14 protein-coding genes are annotated in these 15,967 nt (G+C 46.4%); 4 read left to right on the top strand and 10 right to left on the bottom strand.

Features of this window, described 5'->3' with window-relative positions:
• Window positions 1–134 precede the first annotated feature (134 nt).
• Window positions 135–1,451 (top strand): YjiH family protein, encoded by a 1,317-nt coding sequence (locus CYJ37_RS07385; protein WP_101548829.1) that lies wholly within the window; start codon window positions 135–137, stop codon window positions 1,449–1,451.
• A gap of 58 nt (window positions 1,452–1,509) precedes the next feature.
• Here the strand turns inward: CYJ37_RS07385 and CYJ37_RS07380 are convergent, their stop codons facing one another.
• The 7 genes from CYJ37_RS07380 to CYJ37_RS07350 all read right to left on the bottom strand — a co-directional run bounded on the left by CYJ37_RS07380 (window position 1,510) and on the right by CYJ37_RS07350 (window position 8,799).
• Window positions 1,510–1,983, bottom strand: a complete 474-nt coding sequence (locus CYJ37_RS07380) for a hypothetical protein (protein ID WP_170939576.1) — start codon at window positions 1,981–1,983, stop codon at window positions 1,510–1,512.
• A 62-nt stretch (window positions 1,984–2,045) separates the two neighbouring features.
• Window positions 2,046–3,158: a PRK06851 family protein gene (locus CYJ37_RS07375; protein WP_094769410.1), complete on the bottom strand. Its 1,113-nt coding sequence runs from the start codon at window positions 3,156–3,158 to the stop codon at window positions 2,046–2,048.
• A 168-nt stretch (window positions 3,159–3,326) separates the two neighbouring features.
• On the bottom strand, window positions 3,327–3,803 hold the full coding sequence (ybaK, locus tag CYJ37_RS07370; protein ID WP_009794376.1) for a Cys-tRNA(Pro) deacylase: 477 nt from the start codon (window positions 3,801–3,803) through the stop codon (window positions 3,327–3,329).
• A gap of 134 nt (window positions 3,804–3,937) precedes the next feature.
• Window positions 3,938–5,254: a UDP-glucose dehydrogenase family protein gene (locus CYJ37_RS07365; protein WP_101548827.1), complete on the bottom strand. Its 1,317-nt coding sequence runs from the start codon at window positions 5,252–5,254 to the stop codon at window positions 3,938–3,940.
• Complete coding sequence (galU, locus tag CYJ37_RS07360) at window positions 5,251–6,138, bottom strand: UTP--glucose-1-phosphate uridylyltransferase GalU (RefSeq protein ID WP_101548825.1); 888 nt, start codon at window positions 6,136–6,138, stop codon at window positions 5,251–5,253. Before galU ends, CYJ37_RS07365 begins: the two co-directional genes overlap by 4 nt.
• A gap of 331 nt (window positions 6,139–6,469) precedes the next feature.
• Window positions 6,470–8,125 (bottom strand): glycoside hydrolase family 13 protein, encoded by a 1,656-nt coding sequence (locus CYJ37_RS07355; protein ID WP_101548823.1) that lies wholly within the window; start codon window positions 8,123–8,125, stop codon window positions 6,470–6,472.
• Window positions 8,126–8,337: 212 nt separating this feature from the next.
• Complete coding sequence (locus CYJ37_RS07350) at window positions 8,338–8,799, bottom strand: hypothetical protein (RefSeq protein ID WP_009794380.1); 462 nt, start codon at window positions 8,797–8,799, stop codon at window positions 8,338–8,340.
• Between the two features lie 181 nt (window positions 8,800–8,980).
• Between CYJ37_RS07350 and CYJ37_RS07345 the strand changes: the two genes are divergently transcribed.
• Window positions 8,981–9,703 (top strand): class I SAM-dependent methyltransferase, encoded by a 723-nt coding sequence (locus CYJ37_RS07345; protein WP_009794381.1) that lies wholly within the window; start codon window positions 8,981–8,983, stop codon window positions 9,701–9,703.
• A gap of 595 nt (window positions 9,704–10,298) precedes the next feature.
• Here the strand turns inward: CYJ37_RS07345 and CYJ37_RS07340 are convergent.
• Window positions 10,299–11,204: an NAD(P)/FAD-dependent oxidoreductase gene (locus CYJ37_RS07340; protein WP_009794382.1), complete on the bottom strand. Its 906-nt coding sequence runs from the start codon at window positions 11,202–11,204 to the stop codon at window positions 10,299–10,301.
• 237 nt (window positions 11,205–11,441) lie between these two features.
• On the opposite strand from CYJ37_RS07340, the gene resA reads away from it, so the two are divergent.
• Window positions 11,442–11,978 (top strand): thiol-disulfide oxidoreductase ResA, encoded by a 537-nt coding sequence (gene resA / locus CYJ37_RS07335; RefSeq protein ID WP_101548821.1) that lies wholly within the window; start codon window positions 11,442–11,444, stop codon window positions 11,976–11,978.
• An 84-nt stretch (window positions 11,979–12,062) separates the two neighbouring features.
• Here the strand turns inward: resA and CYJ37_RS07330 are convergent, their stop codons facing one another.
• Window positions 12,063–12,671, bottom strand: a complete 609-nt coding sequence (locus CYJ37_RS07330) for a hypothetical protein (RefSeq protein ID WP_101548819.1) — start codon at window positions 12,669–12,671, stop codon at window positions 12,063–12,065.
• 14 nt (window positions 12,672–12,685) lie between these two features.
• Window positions 12,686–13,864 (bottom strand): ParM/StbA family protein, encoded by a 1,179-nt coding sequence (locus CYJ37_RS07325; RefSeq protein WP_087944255.1) that lies wholly within the window; start codon window positions 13,862–13,864, stop codon window positions 12,686–12,688.
• 448 nt (window positions 13,865–14,312) lie between these two features.
• On the opposite strand from CYJ37_RS07325, the gene CYJ37_RS07320 reads away from it, so the two are divergent.
• Window positions 14,313–15,965 (top strand): M20/M25/M40 family metallo-hydrolase, encoded by a 1,653-nt coding sequence (locus CYJ37_RS07320; RefSeq protein WP_101549648.1) that lies wholly within the window; start codon window positions 14,313–14,315, stop codon window positions 15,963–15,965.
• Window positions 15,966–15,967: the final 2 nt, after the last annotated feature.

Here is a 15,967-nt window from a genome sequence, read left to right as displayed (position 1 = left end):
AATTTAAGAGAAGTGGGTTGGCAATTCATACAGGATGAATTAAAATAACCTTTGTCTTATAAATATAAATTGTATTAAGGGTGAATGTTTTGATAGAATCTGCAGCGAGGAAAAAAGCATCAGGAAAAAGCTTTATGCTCTTCCTCATTCCTTCATTAATCGGCATCAGTTTATTTATGCTTCCTATTTCTTATAAAGGCGAAGTGACCATTCCTATCGCCATCTTATCGGGTCTTGTCCAGGACCTTCTGGCAGCCTATCTGCCGGCCATCATGACCGTGATCATTTTTCTGACTTTTGCAGGCACACTGCTGGCAAAGCTTGTAAAGCCCGCCTTCATCCGCAGAAGCGCGTTTTTCACTGCCCTGTTCGATGTTCCGGCGATCTGGTTTGCCGCAAGAGTGCTCGGCGCCATCTTTGCATTAATGACTTTTTACCAGATCGGCCCTGAATGGGTATGGTCTGAGAATACAGGAGGGCTTCTGCTTTACGATCTCCTTCCGGTCTTATTCTCGGTATTTTTATTCGCTGGTTTATTCCTGCCCCTGCTTTTGAACTTTGGGCTGCTCGAGCTTTTCGGCTCCCTCCTGACGAAAGTTATGAGGCCCTTGTTCAGGCTGCCGGGCCGCTCTTCGGTTGACTGTGCGGCATCCTGGCTTGGCGATGGCACGATCGGTGTCCTTTTGACAAGCAAGCAGTATGAGGAAGGTTTTTATACAAAGAGGGAAGCGGCTGTCATCGGCACGACCTTCTCTGTTGTCTCCATTACCTTCAGCCTTGTTGTTATCTCCCAGGTGGATTTGGGGAGCTATTTTGTTCCATTCTATCTGACCGTCCTCATAGCCGGGATTGTGGCAGCCCTTATCTGTCCGAGAATTCCGCCGTTGTCGACCAAGCCTGACACCTATGTTACTGAGGATGCTCCCCAGCTTGATGAAACGATTCCGGAAGGCTATACACCTCTTAGCTGGGGTATAACACAGGCAACAGCCAAAGCGGCAACAAACCGCGGCATCAAACAATTCTTTGAACAGGGTGCGAAAAATATCCTCGATATGTGGATGGGTGTGGCGCCGATCGTCATGGCGCTCGGCACATTGGCGCTGATTGTAGCGGAATTCACGCCGATCTTCAAGGTGGCTGGTATGCCGTTCATCCCGCTCCTGGAGCTTATGCAGGTGCCTGAGGCGAAAGCAGCATCAGAGACGCTTGTAGTCGGATTTGCCGATATGTTCCTGCCTTCTGTTATCGGAAGCGGGATTGAGAGCGAGATGACCCGCTTTATCGTCGCCTGTACGTCCGTTACACAGCTGATTTATATGTCAGAAGTCGGCGGACTCCTGCTTGGAAGCAAGATTCCTGTCTCCCTGAAAGACCTGATCATCATTTTCCTTGAACGGACCATCATTACCCTGCCGGTCATCGTGCTGGCAGCGCATCTTATTTTTTAACGAAGCGAAGACCCCTTCAGGATGGCTGAAGGGGTCTTTTTTATTAGGCAATCTTTTCTCAGGTGCAGCGGAATGAGCGGATCCGGCTGGTATCTGTGCCGTAATACTCCCAGCGGAATCCTCTCCACCTCCAGCCGGCGACAGAAGTCCTGCCGACGAATGTTGGATAGAACCAGAAGCTTCTGCCGTTATTCAGCCATAAATAGGTGAACCGATATAAGCAGCCTCTGATGGCGCCGGGATCGACGGCAAAGACGGAGGCAGACTGTGTCTGGAGTTCAGGCGTAAAGGATGGAGGCGGGCTGCTTGGCGGTCCTCCCGCCTGGCCCTGGGCTTCTCCTCCACCAGGGAATCCTGGCTGGCCTCCTCCACCTGGAAACCCGGGCTGGCCTCCGCCTCCCGGAAAGCCTGGCTGGCCAGGGAATGGCGTCCCTCCTGGAAAACCTGGCGGAAATGGAATGCCCGGCTGGCCCCCGCCACCTGGGAATACATTAAATCTTTCCGGCGTCTGCTGCAGGTCTGCCTGAGGCAAAGGATAGTACAGTCCTTGATAAGGGTAATAATTCAATGAGTCGTTCCCCTTTCTGCTTTCAGTTAGTCGGCATAGATCGGATGGGGAGTTTCAACACGGAGAATCTTCTCCTCAATCCTGCCGCGGATCGTGTCCACAATTGTATAATCCATGGCTTCTGAATAAATCTTCTCCAATTCATCATTCAGCCGCTTGGCGTCTGCCAGACAGCCTGTTGCCTCTGTCATCTTCGCTTTATATTTAGCGGCGATTTCTTTGATTTCATCAGCAAAAATTTCATCCGTCCCTGGGGCGATCAGCTGTTCATACATATCAATGATTTCATCCCCATCCCTGCTCGGGAAATATTCATGAGGGGCCGTACTGTCGAATATGGCAAGGCCAAGCTCACGGATAATCAGCATGTCAAGGCTATTGGGATCAAATCCGCAATGATAGACTTCAATGTCAAAACCGCGCTTTTCAGCTTCGGCAGCCAGCTTTTTCAAAAGCGTTGACTTGCCTGAGCCGGGACGGCCTTTGATGAAGTAACGCTTATGGATATCAAGAGTCAGGTTCGGGATGCAGTCTACCGCTCCATTTGGTGTAGCAGCACCCAAAAATCTATGCTTGACGGAAGAGATCTTATTCAGGGTCATTTTACCGAAAAATACCTGTGTCAGCTTTGAAGTAAGCTGGTTCGCTTTCTCAAAGTCCATGCTGTCGATATAGAATTTCTCCCAGTCATCATGGATTTTCAATGCCTCTGCAAAGGTACTGTATGCCTGTTTATAGAAGGCTTCGATCTTGCTGTTGAGCCTGAGTATTTTCCCTTTCTGAGTGGCCAGCTGGGCAGAATCCCACGCTTCCCCAAGGTTGACATACTCTTCTATGGCCCCCGGCGCTTTCGGTTCAATCACCTGCGGCGCAGTGCCGTCTACAATTCCGATCTTCAAAGCTGGGATGATCACACCGCTGACAGAGTCATTGTCCGATGGACTGTGGATGAGCTCAATGTTAAAGCCTTTATCAAGCCATTTAGAGCCGATTCCTTTCATGAGTGTTGATTTCCCGGTACCTGGTCCGCCCTTAAGTATAAATAAACGCGATAAATCCTGAAGATTGGATTCATATAGACTGTGGAAGCCTCTTGCGGTATTGCCGCCTGCAAAATAGTCGATAATTTTTCCTGCCACATTCACACATCCTTTTTCAGTTGATTGCTGAATGGTCCTGCCTCTTTACTGTATGCCGGGACATCATGATGGGTGAACGCCCAGGTGCAGAAAATTGCCGGTGGAGGATGTACTTTTTTTAGGGACAAAATAAAAAGCCCCCTATCGTGCAGAGGCTTTTGGATATTGCTATTCTTTTACAAGGTCCTTCCATTCGGCTTCAATCAATTCCTTCAGCCTCTCAGGAGCCAGTTCGATTTGGAGGCCGATCTTCCCGCCGCTGACGATGATGCTTTCAAGCTGCTCCCCCTGTGAATCGATAAAAGTCGGATACAGCTTTTTCATGCCGACTGGCGAGCAGCCGCCGCGGATATAGCCGGTAAGCTTTTGAATGTCCTTCACAGGAATCATCTCAACTTTTTTCTCGCCTGCCGCCTTCGCAGCTTTTTTGAGGTCCAGCTCAGCTTCCACCGGAATAATAAAAACATAGACATTCCTGCCGGCCTGGGCGACCAGTGTTTTATAGACCAGTTCCGGGTCCCTGCCAATTTTCCCGGCAACCGAAACGCCGTCAATCTTGCCGTCCTTGCTGTCATAGGATAATGAATTGTACTCCAGCTTTGCTGCATCCAGCAGTCTCATTGCATTCGTTTTTCCCTGTGCCATTGCTATTTCCCTCCTGGCGTTTTTCCTTTATAGTAGCATCTCCAATGGGTTCCAGGCACCTGTGAAACAGAAAAAAACCTTCCGCTGCGGGAAGGTTCTTTTGGAAACTGGTCTAGTGGTGGTATAGGTGCCTGTCACCAGAATACTGCACTTCTGGCCGGGCATTCGGGACGGCCGATGGAGATGTAGCGGATATTTGCGGATTCTGCTTCCTGCAGTGTATAACAGTTCCTTCCGTCCAGGACGAGGGGATCTCTCATGAATTCTTTGTAGGCGCTGAGCGGGAAGCGGCAAATTTCAGCCCATTCGGTAGTGATGAAGGCCAGATCTTTTCCATGGATGGCCTCATGAATGGATGCCGCGAAATGAACACTGTCAGGCAGGACCCCCTTAGCCCTGCTGGATGCTATTGGATCATAGACCGAGACGCTGGCCCCTTCATCCACAAGATCCCGGATCAGTTCAATGGAAGGAGCTTCACGGATATCATCTGTATTCGGCTTAAAGGCCAGCCCTAATACAGCTGCATTCTTCCCGGCCAAAGGCATGATGCTTTTGGCTTTGTGCAGCAGCACTTTCTTTTGTATCGCATTAACTTCCATAAGGGCTTTCAGGATCCGGAATTCATATTGATGTTCCTCCGCCATCATGCCCAGCGCTTTTGTATCCTTCGGGAAGCAGGATCCCCCAAATCCTGCTCCCGCTTGGAGAAACCGGCTGCCTATGCGCTTATCCAGCCCCATTCCTGCTGCTACATCATCAATATTAACCCCCAATCTTTCGCACAAGTGAGCCATTTCATTAATAAAGCTGATTTTGGCTGCCAGGAAGGCATTTGAAGCGTATTTGGCCAGCTCCGCACTTTTGGCATCCATATGGATAATAGGCACAGAAAATGGTCCATAGATTTCTTCAACTGTTCTTGCTGCCTTCAGGCTGTCTGATCCAATGATGATTCGATCGGCCTGGAAGGTATCCCTGATTCCTGATCCTTCACGCAGGAATTCAGGATTCGAGACCATATGGACCGGGATGGAGAGATTCTGTTTAAAGAAAACCCGAAGCTTTTCATTGGTCCCGGCCGGAACTGTACTTTTGATGGCAATGACCGTCTCATGTCCAAGTTTATCGGCAATCATCCCGCACGCACTGTAGATAAAACTAAGATCTGCAGAGCCATCCTCTTTTTCCGGTGTTCCGACTGCAAGAAAGATGCATTCAGGATTTCTATAGGCAATTTCCGGATCAGAAGTGAAGGCAAGCTTTCCTTCTTTCATATTCCGGTCAAGCATTGCCTCTAATCCAGGTTCATAAATTAAAGGAACCCCGGCAGAGAGGGCGGCTGTTTTCTCTTCATCATGGTCATAGCATATGACCATATGCCCTTTCTCTGCAAGGCAGACACCTGTCACCAGCCCCACATATCCTGTTCCGGCTATGGTTATATTCATAGAGCGGCTCCCTGCCGGTTCATTAGCATCTTTTCAAGGTAAACGATCAGATCTGTCCTTATGTCAGCCTGCAGCATAGCCATCTCAATGTTCGCTTTTAAAAATCCCATCCTGTCGCCGATATCATAGCGGCTGCCTGACAGCACCACTCCATACACAGGTGTGATCCCTGCTAAAAACCGGATAGCGTCTGTCAGCTGGACTTCCTTATTGGCACCCGCCGGGAGAGTTTCCAGGATAGAGAATATTTCGGGCGGGAGAATATAGCGCCCCATTAAGGCATAGCTGGAGGGCTCCAGCCCTTTAGGAGGTTTTTCCACAAGGCTTTTGAGCTTCATGAGCTGCCTGTCGATAAATTTTTCCGGTTCCACTACTCCATATTTGCATAGTTCTTCAGCAGCGACCTCCTGTACTCCTACTACTGTGCCGCCATATTGCTGGTGGGCCTGCAGCAGTTCTGACAGGCAAGGGCGTTCCCCCTGGACCACATCATCTCCCAGCATAACGGCAAAGGGTTCATCACCTATATAGCTGCGCGCGCAATAGATCGCATCTCCCAGCCCCTTCGGCTCTTTCTGCCTGACATAATGAATGCTGGCGAGGTTCGAGACAGCTTCAACCGCCTCCAAGAGCTCATGCCTGTTCTGTTTGGCCAGCGTTTCTTCAAGCTCATAGGATTTATCAAAATGATCCTCGATCGCCCTTTTTCCCCGCCCGCTGATAATGATGATATCTTCGATCCCCGAGGCAGCCGCCTCCTCAACGATATATTGGATGGCAGGCTTGCCGGCGATCGGCAGCATTTCTTTGGGCTGGGCTTTTGTTGCCGGCAGGAATCTGGTCCCCAGACCGGCTGCTGGAATGATGGCTTTGCTAACGTACATGATTTACCCCCTCGAATGATATTGGTGCTTCTTTCCACTACCATAGGATCCGTCATGATGATCTACACGCAAACTAGCAAATAAGGCTTTACATCTTTAGTATAAAAAGCAATATTTAAAGCTTTATCTACTTTGTGCAAAGAAATTGTTAAGATGAGCGACACGTGCCTGTCTGGCAAACAAAAGACTTTGTCCTCTGATCGGGAATTAAGGAGGTTCAAGTGTATAAAAGTGGTATAGGTGCCTGTCACCGTTATAAACCAAAAACCCCCGTCCCGGATGGGATTGGGGGCTGCAGCTGGTGTCTAGTAGTGGTATAGGTGCCTGTCACCTAAATACGGTATACCCGCGCCTCATAAGGCTTCAAAGTAACGCTTTTCCCTTCTGCTTCTGCTGCCGGATAGTTGTTCAGGAGCAGATTCTCAGGTTTTAAGGCGAAGCCGCTTGTAAAGACGGCTTCTTTAGCGGACAGATTGGTGATGACGATAACCTGATCGTCTTCCAAATTGCGTGTATAGGCATAGATCTGCTTGTCATCTTCAAGCAGCAAATCGTATTGTCCATAGGTAAAGACTTCATTGGCTTTTTTCAGAGAAATCATTTTTTTATAGAAAGACAGAATGGATTCTTCATCCTTTTCCTGCTTTTCAACATTGATGTTTGTGTAATTGCTGTTCACCTTCATCCAGGGACTGCCGCTGCTGAAGCCGGCATTGGCTGTGCTGTCCCACTGCATAGGTGTCCGGCTGTTGTCGCGGGATGAGGCCCAGATGATCTCCATGATTTCCTGGTGGCTCTTGCCTTCTTCTATTTTAAGCTTGTAAAGATTCTTTACGGCCACATCGTCATAATCGTCAATGGAAGGGAACTGGACATTCGTCATCCCGATCTCCTGGCCCTGGTAGATGAAAGGCGTCCCCTGCATCAGGAAATACATTGCAGCCATCGAGGTGGCGCTTTCCCGCCAGAACTCCTGGTCATTGCCCCATGTTGATACAACACGCGGCTTATCATGGTTTTCAATGAATAATGCATTCCAGCCGTCTTTTTCAAGGCCCTTCTGCCAGCGGGTCAGCACTTTTTTCAGCTCGACAATATCCAGCTCAGGATTTGTTTCCGCATCCCACAGACCAAGATGCTCAAATTGGAAGATCATATCCATCTTTCCGTTTTCAGAGCCTACCCATAAGTCTGCCTCGTCCACAGTGACGCCGTTTGCTTCGCCGACAGACATGCTGTCATAGTTTGCATATGTCTTTTCCTTGAACTCCTGAAGGAACTCATGGATGCCTTCCTGGTTCATATGCATATCGAAGGAAGAAACATACTTCTTATTTTCCGGATTCGGCAGGTCAGGCATGCCGGGACGTTTCTTGATATGGCTGATGGCATCGATCCTGAAGCCATCGATTCCTTTTTCCAGCCACCAGTTCACTACATCATAAAGCGCCTCGCGGACTTCGCTGTTCTCCCAATTCAAGTCCGGCTGCCTTCTTGAGAACACATGGAGGAAATATTGCTGAGTCAATTCATCCCATTCCCAAGCAGAGCCTCCGAAGATGCTTTCCCAGTTATTCGGTTCAGCACCCTGTTTGCCGTCGCGCCAAATGTACCAGTCCCGCTTTGGCGAGGTTTCGGAAGACCGTGATTCTATGAACCATGGATGCTCATCGCTCGTATGATTGAGGACCAGATCAATGATCAGCTTCATGCCGCGCTGATGGACCTCTTCGAGCAGCCTGTCGAAATCGGCCATCGTTCCGAAATCTTCCATGATGTCCTGATAATCGGAAATATCATAGCCGTTGTCATCGTTCGGCGACTTATAAACAGGACAGATCCAGATCACATCAATGCCCAGATCCTTTACATAATCAAGCCTTTCAATGATTCCCTGAAGATCGCCGATTCCGTCTCCATTCGAATCCTGAAAGCTGCGGGGATATATTTGATAGCCTACTGCTTCTTTCCACCAGATTTTTTTCATATGAACACCCTCAAGTAAATTAATGTTTGTATGCGCAAACGTTTGCATTAAAATGCAAAAAAAAAAAACGCATACATCTATATGTAGTGTAACGCTTACATAGAATTTAATCAATATGAAAGTAGATTGACTGTATAGGAAAATGTGACCCTTTGAAGAATCATTATAAGAAAAATGCCAGCAAAAAACCGGTCATCCTCCTGGATGCCGGCCTACACAGCTTCAGCGGCTTCTGCCTCAAGCAGCTCCATATAGGGCTGAAGCGAATGATAGATGATGGTTTTTACAAAAGCAATATTAATATGCCCCAATAGTTTTTCAGCAAATTCCCAAGCATTTTCTTCAATAAGGAGAGCTAGCTGGTTTCTTTCCACTGAAGTGGCTGCAAGGTCAAAACGGTCTGCAAGCTCCCCGAGCTCCCGGTCTTCGGCATGGCCGATTTCATGTGCGCAAACGACTGCAAAATACTCTTCAAAATGATCAAGCGAGGAAAAAATCTGCAGGCACTGCTTTTTAATTTCCTCTATATATAATGTAATGGTATGGGTCCCCATGCTGTATTTGCCACCCGCAAAACGGTTTCCCCCGAAATAATCCTCCAAAACGACAACGGCCGTGCTCCCTGCTTTTTCAAGAAGCTCATCAACGATTAGTTCAAGCCTTTTATTCGCCATTCTTACACCTTTCTTTGCAAATAAGCTAATAATCCATCACAGCGAAAGAAAGGGAAACAAATCCTTTACCCTATTAACTCTGTAATGAAACATTATCTTACCATTATTTTTGTGACTTTGCATCCTTTTTATCCATATACTGTATGGCACAGCAGAACGGAACAGGAGGGATACCGGAAATATGAAGCCATCATATCAGGATGCCCTTGCTTTTTTCGGAATGGGCGGCGCTCACCCGGGCGGTTTGGCTTTGACGAAAAGAGTTTTGGGAATGGAACAGCTCTCAGGCAAGGCAAAGGTGCTTGATGCAGGCTGCGGCACCGGGCAGACAGCTGCCTTCATAGCCAAAACTTTCAATTGCCAGGTGACGGCGATCGACCGTCATCCTCTGATGATCGGCCAGGCAAAGAAAAGATTTGCCCACGAAGGCCTGGCAGTCAATGCCCTTAGGGAAAACATTGAGAATTTATCTTTTGCTGATAATAGCTTTGACTATATTATCGCCGAATCTGTCATTATTTTTACCAATATTGAGCAATCTTTGAAAGAAATTAAACGGGTTCTCAAACCAGGCGGGATATTCCTTGACCTCGAAATGACAGCTGAGGAGCCATTGAATCCCCAGGAGAAAAACCAAATCCAGAGTGTATACAGCATCAAGCGACTGCTGACAGAGGGTGAATGGCTGCAGACTTATACATCAGAAGGTTTCCGGTCCCCAAGGACGGTAGCTGCCAATTCCATTTATACTGAAATCATCAACTCGCCATGGGACCAGCAGCCGGAAATCGCCAACCCGCATCTTGTTAATCCCAAATACGAGCATATACTGATTGAGCACCAAAAGCTGCTTGCCATCTATGCCGAACGACTGGGATACCGGGTGTACCGGATGCAGAAATAGACGTGATTATACAATCTATGCATAAAGCGGGCATTGTATGTATGGTGTCCACCCGGAAAGCACAGCGGCATCCGGAGTGTTCATTATAATGAACACTCAGAAGAAACCCAACAGGATCTCTTTTGGAGTGCAAAAACAAATCACGCAGTAAAAACATGGTGATTAGCAAAGTATCATCATGTTTTTTTATATAATTCTTGATACCCGATCTGATAAATAGACGGAGAAATTCTGCTTATTTCGAAATTTGCATCGAAAACAACTCGAATAGACGGAGAAATTCCGTCTAACAACTCAAAAAACATTAAAATGGGAGATTTTGCTCGGCATAACCGGAAAACCTCCCCTTATTTAGCCCGCAACGAGCTCCATTCTAAATTTAACCGGAAAATCTCCGCTTATTTTCTTTCGCCGTCTTTCCATTTAGGTACGCTCATAACAGTCTTAATTTCCAATAAAATTGCCATAAACGGTTTTACAGCAATAAAAAATAGCATGCTAAATCATATATGATTTAACATGCTATTTAAGTTGTTTTTCCACGGTTGCACTTCACCCTGTTATTCAGAAAAAATCAGGGTGCGCCTTTTATGCATTATTTATTTTCCTCCGCCAGGATGGACTTATGAATCCAAATCGCCGCCTGGGATCCGTCTCCCATTGCAATGGTCACTTGTTCTGAATGGGCAACCACATCTCCTGCAGCCCATACATTCTTGACGTTAGTCATCTTGGAACGCGAATCAACATTTATATGCTTATTTTCAAGCCTTTCCACCCCCAGCTGCTTTGCCAGGTCTGACTTGACTTCATTTCCTCCAAAAGCCGTAAAGCCCCGCTCTCCCATAACTCTCTTGCCATTCTCAAGCAAAAATCCCTGGATGTTCGGCCCGTCAGCTATAGCTTCCGCAATCGATTCTTCCATGTATTCAATATTCAGCTCGCGCAATTTGTCCATCAGCTCTTGGCTGACTTCCTTTTTCTCATGATTGATAAAGACCAGTTCGTCTGTCCAGTAGGAAAGTGTAACAGCCATATTGGCCCCAGGGTTACCAGAGCCGATTACAATTGTCCTTTTATCTTTAATTTCATAACCGTCGCAGTCCGGACATACATACACACTTACGCCGAGCGTTGGATAAAGATTAGGAAATTCCGGAATCCTGTCCATCACCCCCGTTGATAAAAGCAGCCTTTCGGACTCAAGCTGTCCCCCGTCCTCAAGCGTAATTTTAAACCCGCTTCCCTTTTTCTCCGCCTTCTCTGCTTTTCCCAGCTTAAATTCCACTCCAAGCTTTTCTGCATGAGACCGCCCGATGTCCCTGAGCTCCTGGCCGCTCACCCCATCAGGATACCCGAGGATATTATGATAGCTTTTGCAGATGGTTGACCTGCCATGGTTTGAGTCCACAACCAGCACCCTGTGTTTATACCTTCCCAACTGAATCGCAGCCTGCAGGCCTGCAATCCCTCCGCCGATGATAATGCAATCGTATGTCATTCTGTGGCCTCCTTGAGCCTTTTAGGTATTTATAGGTAATTTACCCTCATTGACCCTCAATTAACGCATGGACAGATGATTTTAGCTGTTGAAAAAAAGACTTGAGACCCATCAAACCACCGGCCTTCCCCAGACCAGGCTGTTTGAAATTGTCAAAAAACAATAACATTTTTCCATATATCCCCTTACAGGAAATGTTACACTAATTAATACCATCTGTTTTAGATTGGAGGATTTATGAAAGCGAAAAAGACACACAGACTAGTAATGAGGTCGATCATTTTATTGGTTTTATTGTTTGCAGCAGGATACACTTTGTACCAGAATTTTTTCTTAAAAGAATCCGGCACAAAAGCTATGCTCAATGAAAAAGCTCCTGACTTTGCGCTTCAAGCACTGGATGGCGGGAAGACAAAATTAAGCGAGTACAACGGAAAGCCCGTCTTGATCAACTTTTTCGCCACCTGGTGCGCACCCTGCAAAAATGAAATGCCCGCAATCCAGTCCACTTATGAAGAATTTAAGGATGACGGGTTTGAGGTGCTGGCAGTCAATCTGAGCGAACCAGAAATATCAGTAAAAAACTTAAAAGAGCAACTCGGAATAGACTTTCAAATCCTACTAGATAAGAACAATGCAGTAGAAAGCATGTACGATGTTTATAAGATCCCGTCCAGCTTCTTTATAGATTCTTCAGGGAAAATCGCCAGAGTGTATGAAGGGGAAATGAGCGAAGAAGATTTGAATGACTGGGTAGGCGAATTGGTTGATTAGATAAGATCAGCATTCGCCCGCCCTACCAGAATCCTATTGGTAATAAAAGAGACAGGCCATTGTGCGCCTGTCTCTTTCTTCATCCTATTTATTCATATGAGCAAGAAAATCACCAAGAAGGTCTTCCATGCTTTCTTCTTCCTGGTCCTCGTTTTCAGCCGAACGGTCTATTTGTACACTTGACCAATCAATATCATCCAGATCGTCATCAGCACCATCTGTGTACGCAGGTATTGCATCCTCTACTTCCTGCACAGGAGGGGAGGGAGGTGGAACATCCGCCTGATAGACCGGCTTCTCTTCCCTTTCCTTCCGCTCTTGCAGATAGAGAGCTTCATCAATATCGGTCGATTTGCTGTTCAGGCTGGCAAGCAGCGCAGCAGACCGTACCGGGTCTGTGATCAGCTGGTAGATGATGCTGCCGAGAAGGGCTTCGGAGTGCTCGTGCTTAAGCCAGTCGCGCTGCATCTTGCTGAGCGCCTTCGGCAGCGGAATTGTAACTGTTTCCTGTTCCTGTTTGACTGATTGGCTGACACCCTGCATGACATAGTCGGCAATCCTGCTGGAAAAATTCCTTTTTTCAGCTTCTTTAAGCTTTTGCAGCTGTTTAACTAAGTAATCCGGGGTATCAGAAGGTACACGAAACGCAATCGTCTGGCCTCTTTCGATCCCCTTGGATGAAGATTTTGTCATGTTACCACCTTATTTTATGCTTTTACTGGCTTCTTCTCATCCTGCTTGTCCGGCTTGGATGTTCTCTTCAAATGGTCGGCAACCAGCTTGTAATAAGCATTTGCCATCATCCAGATGCTCTCTTTTTCATCCTCAAAGAAGTCGATATTATATCCATCAAGGCTGTTGTTCAGTGATTTGATATATTCCTTCAATACAGCAGATCCTCCGCCCACGAAGTAGCAGATCTCCGTCTGTGAATTCTTCTGCCAGACATTGCGGAGCAGGCGGTACTGCTTTTTGGCAAGGTCGAACAAGATGCGGTCAGTGATGTCATGAACGCTTGTCCTGCTTCCTTTAACCATGATATGGTTGCGGTCATTTTTCTTGGTGATGATCTCCACCACATCGCGCCGGCTGTCCAGCTCAACGCCATGCTTGGATCTGATTTCCTCACGGATCATTTCCAATGATTCCGATACACCCAGGTTGAAGCCCTGCGCCTTGTCATCATCAACTGTGCGGTTTTTGATGACAGCGATATCTGTAGATAGGCCCCCGATATCCTGGATGAGGATACGCTTATCGATCAGTTCTTTATTAATAATGTTCAGGTCGTTATCCATTACAAGATTGATGAATGCCGCGAATCCTTCAGGATAAACCTTTACATCGCTGAATTTCAGATTGACTTTGATGCCCTGGTATTTAGGCGTAACCAGGAATTCTACCTGGTGCACTGACCCAAGCAGCTTCGAGCGGTAGCCCGCATCTTTCCCTTCCTTCACTTCACGAAGAGGGAGCCCTGTGCCCAGGATGTAATTAGTATCGATTATATTGTTATTTTTCGGGAATAAACCAGCGTTCTCTTCCCTTACCGCATCAAGGGCAAGTGAAACAAAAAGCATAACAAGCGTCTGGTCCTCTTCAGATTTGCTGCTGCCGGGATCAAGCTCGGAAGCATTGTCGCTTTTAGTCGCCAGTGTTCCTACACGATAGATTGCATTATTGTCTTTTAATGCTGGGGAATGAACTTTAACATGAATCCCGTCCAAAGGTTCTTTGCTGTCTAATTCTTCTATGCCGATTACCGGTCTGTCCGCAACATCCCTTGCAATGACATTCGGTATATTCAATTCATAATCCAATTTTCCGAATAAGGCTTTCAGCGAATCATTGCCTACGTCTACTGCTGCTATTCTCGGGTTTTTCAAATCTACCATTCCTTTCACATTGTACCTTGCTTATCGTACAAGCAATTATCTTAAGCTTAATTAATATTTGGAAAATATTCAATGAGTTTCATATAAAGTAATATAAATGTTAGATTGTAAACATTACGCAAACTTCACCTCAATATCTAAAAACATTGAAACAACAGCATCTAAACAACTTTGTAAACTTGTAAACATTTTTATAAACATCTTGTATGCATTTTATTTGCAAGTTTACAATATTGTTTTCTTTTGCAAACATGAAAGTAAACAAGTATACAAATTTGTTTTCAATCTATTTTCTCTCTTATTAATCTCTTTAAAAATCATTCCCCCTCACCTTGCAAGAATGTTCATCAGTAAAAACAGTCCTCTTGACGACCGTTCCAAAAATAGGATAATTTTAATACATTAACAGTTTACTAGACAAAAGGAGAGCTTGATGGAGATGCTTAATTGCCGCGAAGAAACTTTGGCCTTTACAAAACAGCTGGTCAACATTGAAAGCATAGTGAATACAAATGGCGAGAAGGTGATCGCCCATTCTTTATATACACTCTTATCCTCGTTTCCCTATTTTACGGAGAACAGTGGACAGCTCGTTATAGAGCAAACGATAGATGATGAATTGGAACGGTATAATGTACTGGCTTTTGTGAAAGGAACTAAAAGGAAAAGCAGCCGTACAGTCATTCTGATGGGCCATATGGATACTGTCGGAATCGATGATTTCAATCAGCTCCGCGATGCAGCATGCGACCCGGATCAGCTTGCAGACCTGTTCAGGATGGAAGAACTCCCTTCCGGAGCAAAGGAGCAGCTTGAATCCGGAGACTGGATGTTTGGCAGAGGCGTGCTTGATATGAAGAGCGGTCTTGCAAGCCATCTTTATCTTTTAAAATACTATTCTGAGCATCCGGAAGAATTAGAAGGAAATCTCGTCTTTCTTGCAGAATGTGATGAAGAGGACGGTTCACATGGAGTCCTGTCTGCTTTGAAGACCTTGAAGAAATGGAAGGATGAGCATAAGTTCCATTATGCTGCTGCCATCAATGCAGACTTTGTCTCCCCCCGATTTGAGGGAGATACAAACAGGTATATCTACAAAGGAACGGTTGGGAAGCTCCTCCCCTCTTTCTTCATAACAGGTGCTGAAACACATGTCGGCTCCTGCTTTGAAGGGCTCGATCCGAATTTCCTTGCTGCAGAACTGACAAGGCAGATCAGCTACAACCCGGAACTAAGCAATGAGGCGCTTGGGGAAACGACCGTTCCTCCGGTTTCACTGAAGCAGACAGACCTGAAGCCTTCTTATACGGTACAGACTGCATTAAGTGCCTATGTCTATTATAATTTCTTTATTCATTCCTGGTCCCCAAAGGAAGTACTCGAGAAGCTGAGGGAGCAAGCGCATATTGCCTTTAGCAATGCGCTCTCTTCCTTTGAGCAGCGGAACAGGCAATTTGCCGAATTAAGCGGGGAACCATATGCCGAGCTGCCTTGGCAGCCTCGCATCTATACGTATGAAGAAATGCACCGGATGCTTATGGAAGAATACGGGCAGGGCTATATAGCCCATATGGACGCTTTTAAAGAAGAGCTTCTCCTTGATAAGGAACTGGATACAAGGATGTATGCCGCGAGAGTCGTGGAAGAGGCCTGGAAATGGATGAAGGATAAAAGCCCGGCGATGATACTCTTCTACTCTTCTTTATACTCGCCGAGAATTGAGCTGTCCGGGAAAACAGAGGATGAAAGAAGGCTTATAGATGCCTTGGATCAGGCAGTGGAAGAAATCCAGCCTTCCTATCCTCATCCAATCATCGCCAAGAATTTTTTCCCTTATATATCAGATATGAGCTTTATAGCGCTCAGCGATGATGAAGCAGGAATCAGTGCTGTAACTGACAATAACCCTGGCTGGGGCACAAAGCATTATGTCGAATACAGCGACATCCGCGAGCTGAATGTGCCTGTCATCAATATTGGGCCGTACGGACTGGATGCCCATAAGAAACTGGAGCGCATGGAAATGAAGTATTCACTTGAAATTGTCCCTAACCTGACAAACCGGGTGATTCAGCAGGTACTAAAAGGCTAGGT

The organism is Bacillus sp. UMB0728 (genome assembly GCF_002858875.1).
Classification (GTDB): domain Bacteria; phylum Bacillota; class Bacilli; order Bacillales; family Cytobacillaceae; genus Bacillus_AB; species Bacillus_AB infantis.
The sequence above is the reverse complement of the archived record's forward strand: the minus strand, read 5'-3'. Positions and strand labels throughout refer to the sequence as shown.

Excerpts from the sequence above, each read along its gene's own strand:
- galU (WP_101548825.1), bottom strand. The coding sequence starts at position 6,138 with ATGTACGTTAGCAAAGCCATCATTCCAGCAGCCGGTCTGGGGACCAGA.
- ybaK (WP_009794376.1), bottom strand. The coding sequence starts at position 3,803 with ATGGCACAGGGAAAAACGAATGCAATGAGACTGCTGGATGCAGCAAAG.
- CYJ37_RS07355 (WP_101548823.1), bottom strand. The coding sequence starts at position 8,125 with ATGAAAAAAATCTGGTGGAAAGAAGCAGTAGGCTATCAAATATATCCC.
- CYJ37_RS07345 (WP_009794381.1), top strand. The coding sequence starts at position 8,981 with ATGAAGCCATCATATCAGGATGCCCTTGCTTTTTTCGGAATGGGCGGC.
- CYJ37_RS07320 (WP_101549648.1), top strand. The coding sequence starts at position 14,313 with ATGCTTAATTGCCGCGAAGAAACTTTGGCCTTTACAAAACAGCTGGTC.
- CYJ37_RS07350 (WP_009794380.1), bottom strand. The coding sequence starts at position 8,799 with ATGGCGAATAAAAGGCTTGAACTAATCGTTGATGAGCTTCTTGAAAAA.
- resA (WP_101548821.1), top strand. The coding sequence starts at position 11,442 with ATGAAAGCGAAAAAGACACACAGACTAGTAATGAGGTCGATCATTTTA.
- CYJ37_RS07330 (WP_101548819.1), bottom strand. The coding sequence starts at position 12,671 with ATGACAAAATCTTCATCCAAGGGGATCGAAAGAGGCCAGACGATTGCG.
- CYJ37_RS07365 (WP_101548827.1), bottom strand. The coding sequence starts at position 5,254 with ATGAATATAACCATAGCCGGAACAGGATATGTGGGGCTGGTGACAGGT.
- CYJ37_RS07340 (WP_009794382.1), bottom strand. The coding sequence starts at position 11,204 with ATGACATACGATTGCATTATCATCGGCGGAGGGATTGCAGGCCTGCAG.
- CYJ37_RS07385 (WP_101548829.1), top strand. The coding sequence starts at position 135 with ATGCTCTTCCTCATTCCTTCATTAATCGGCATCAGTTTATTTATGCTT.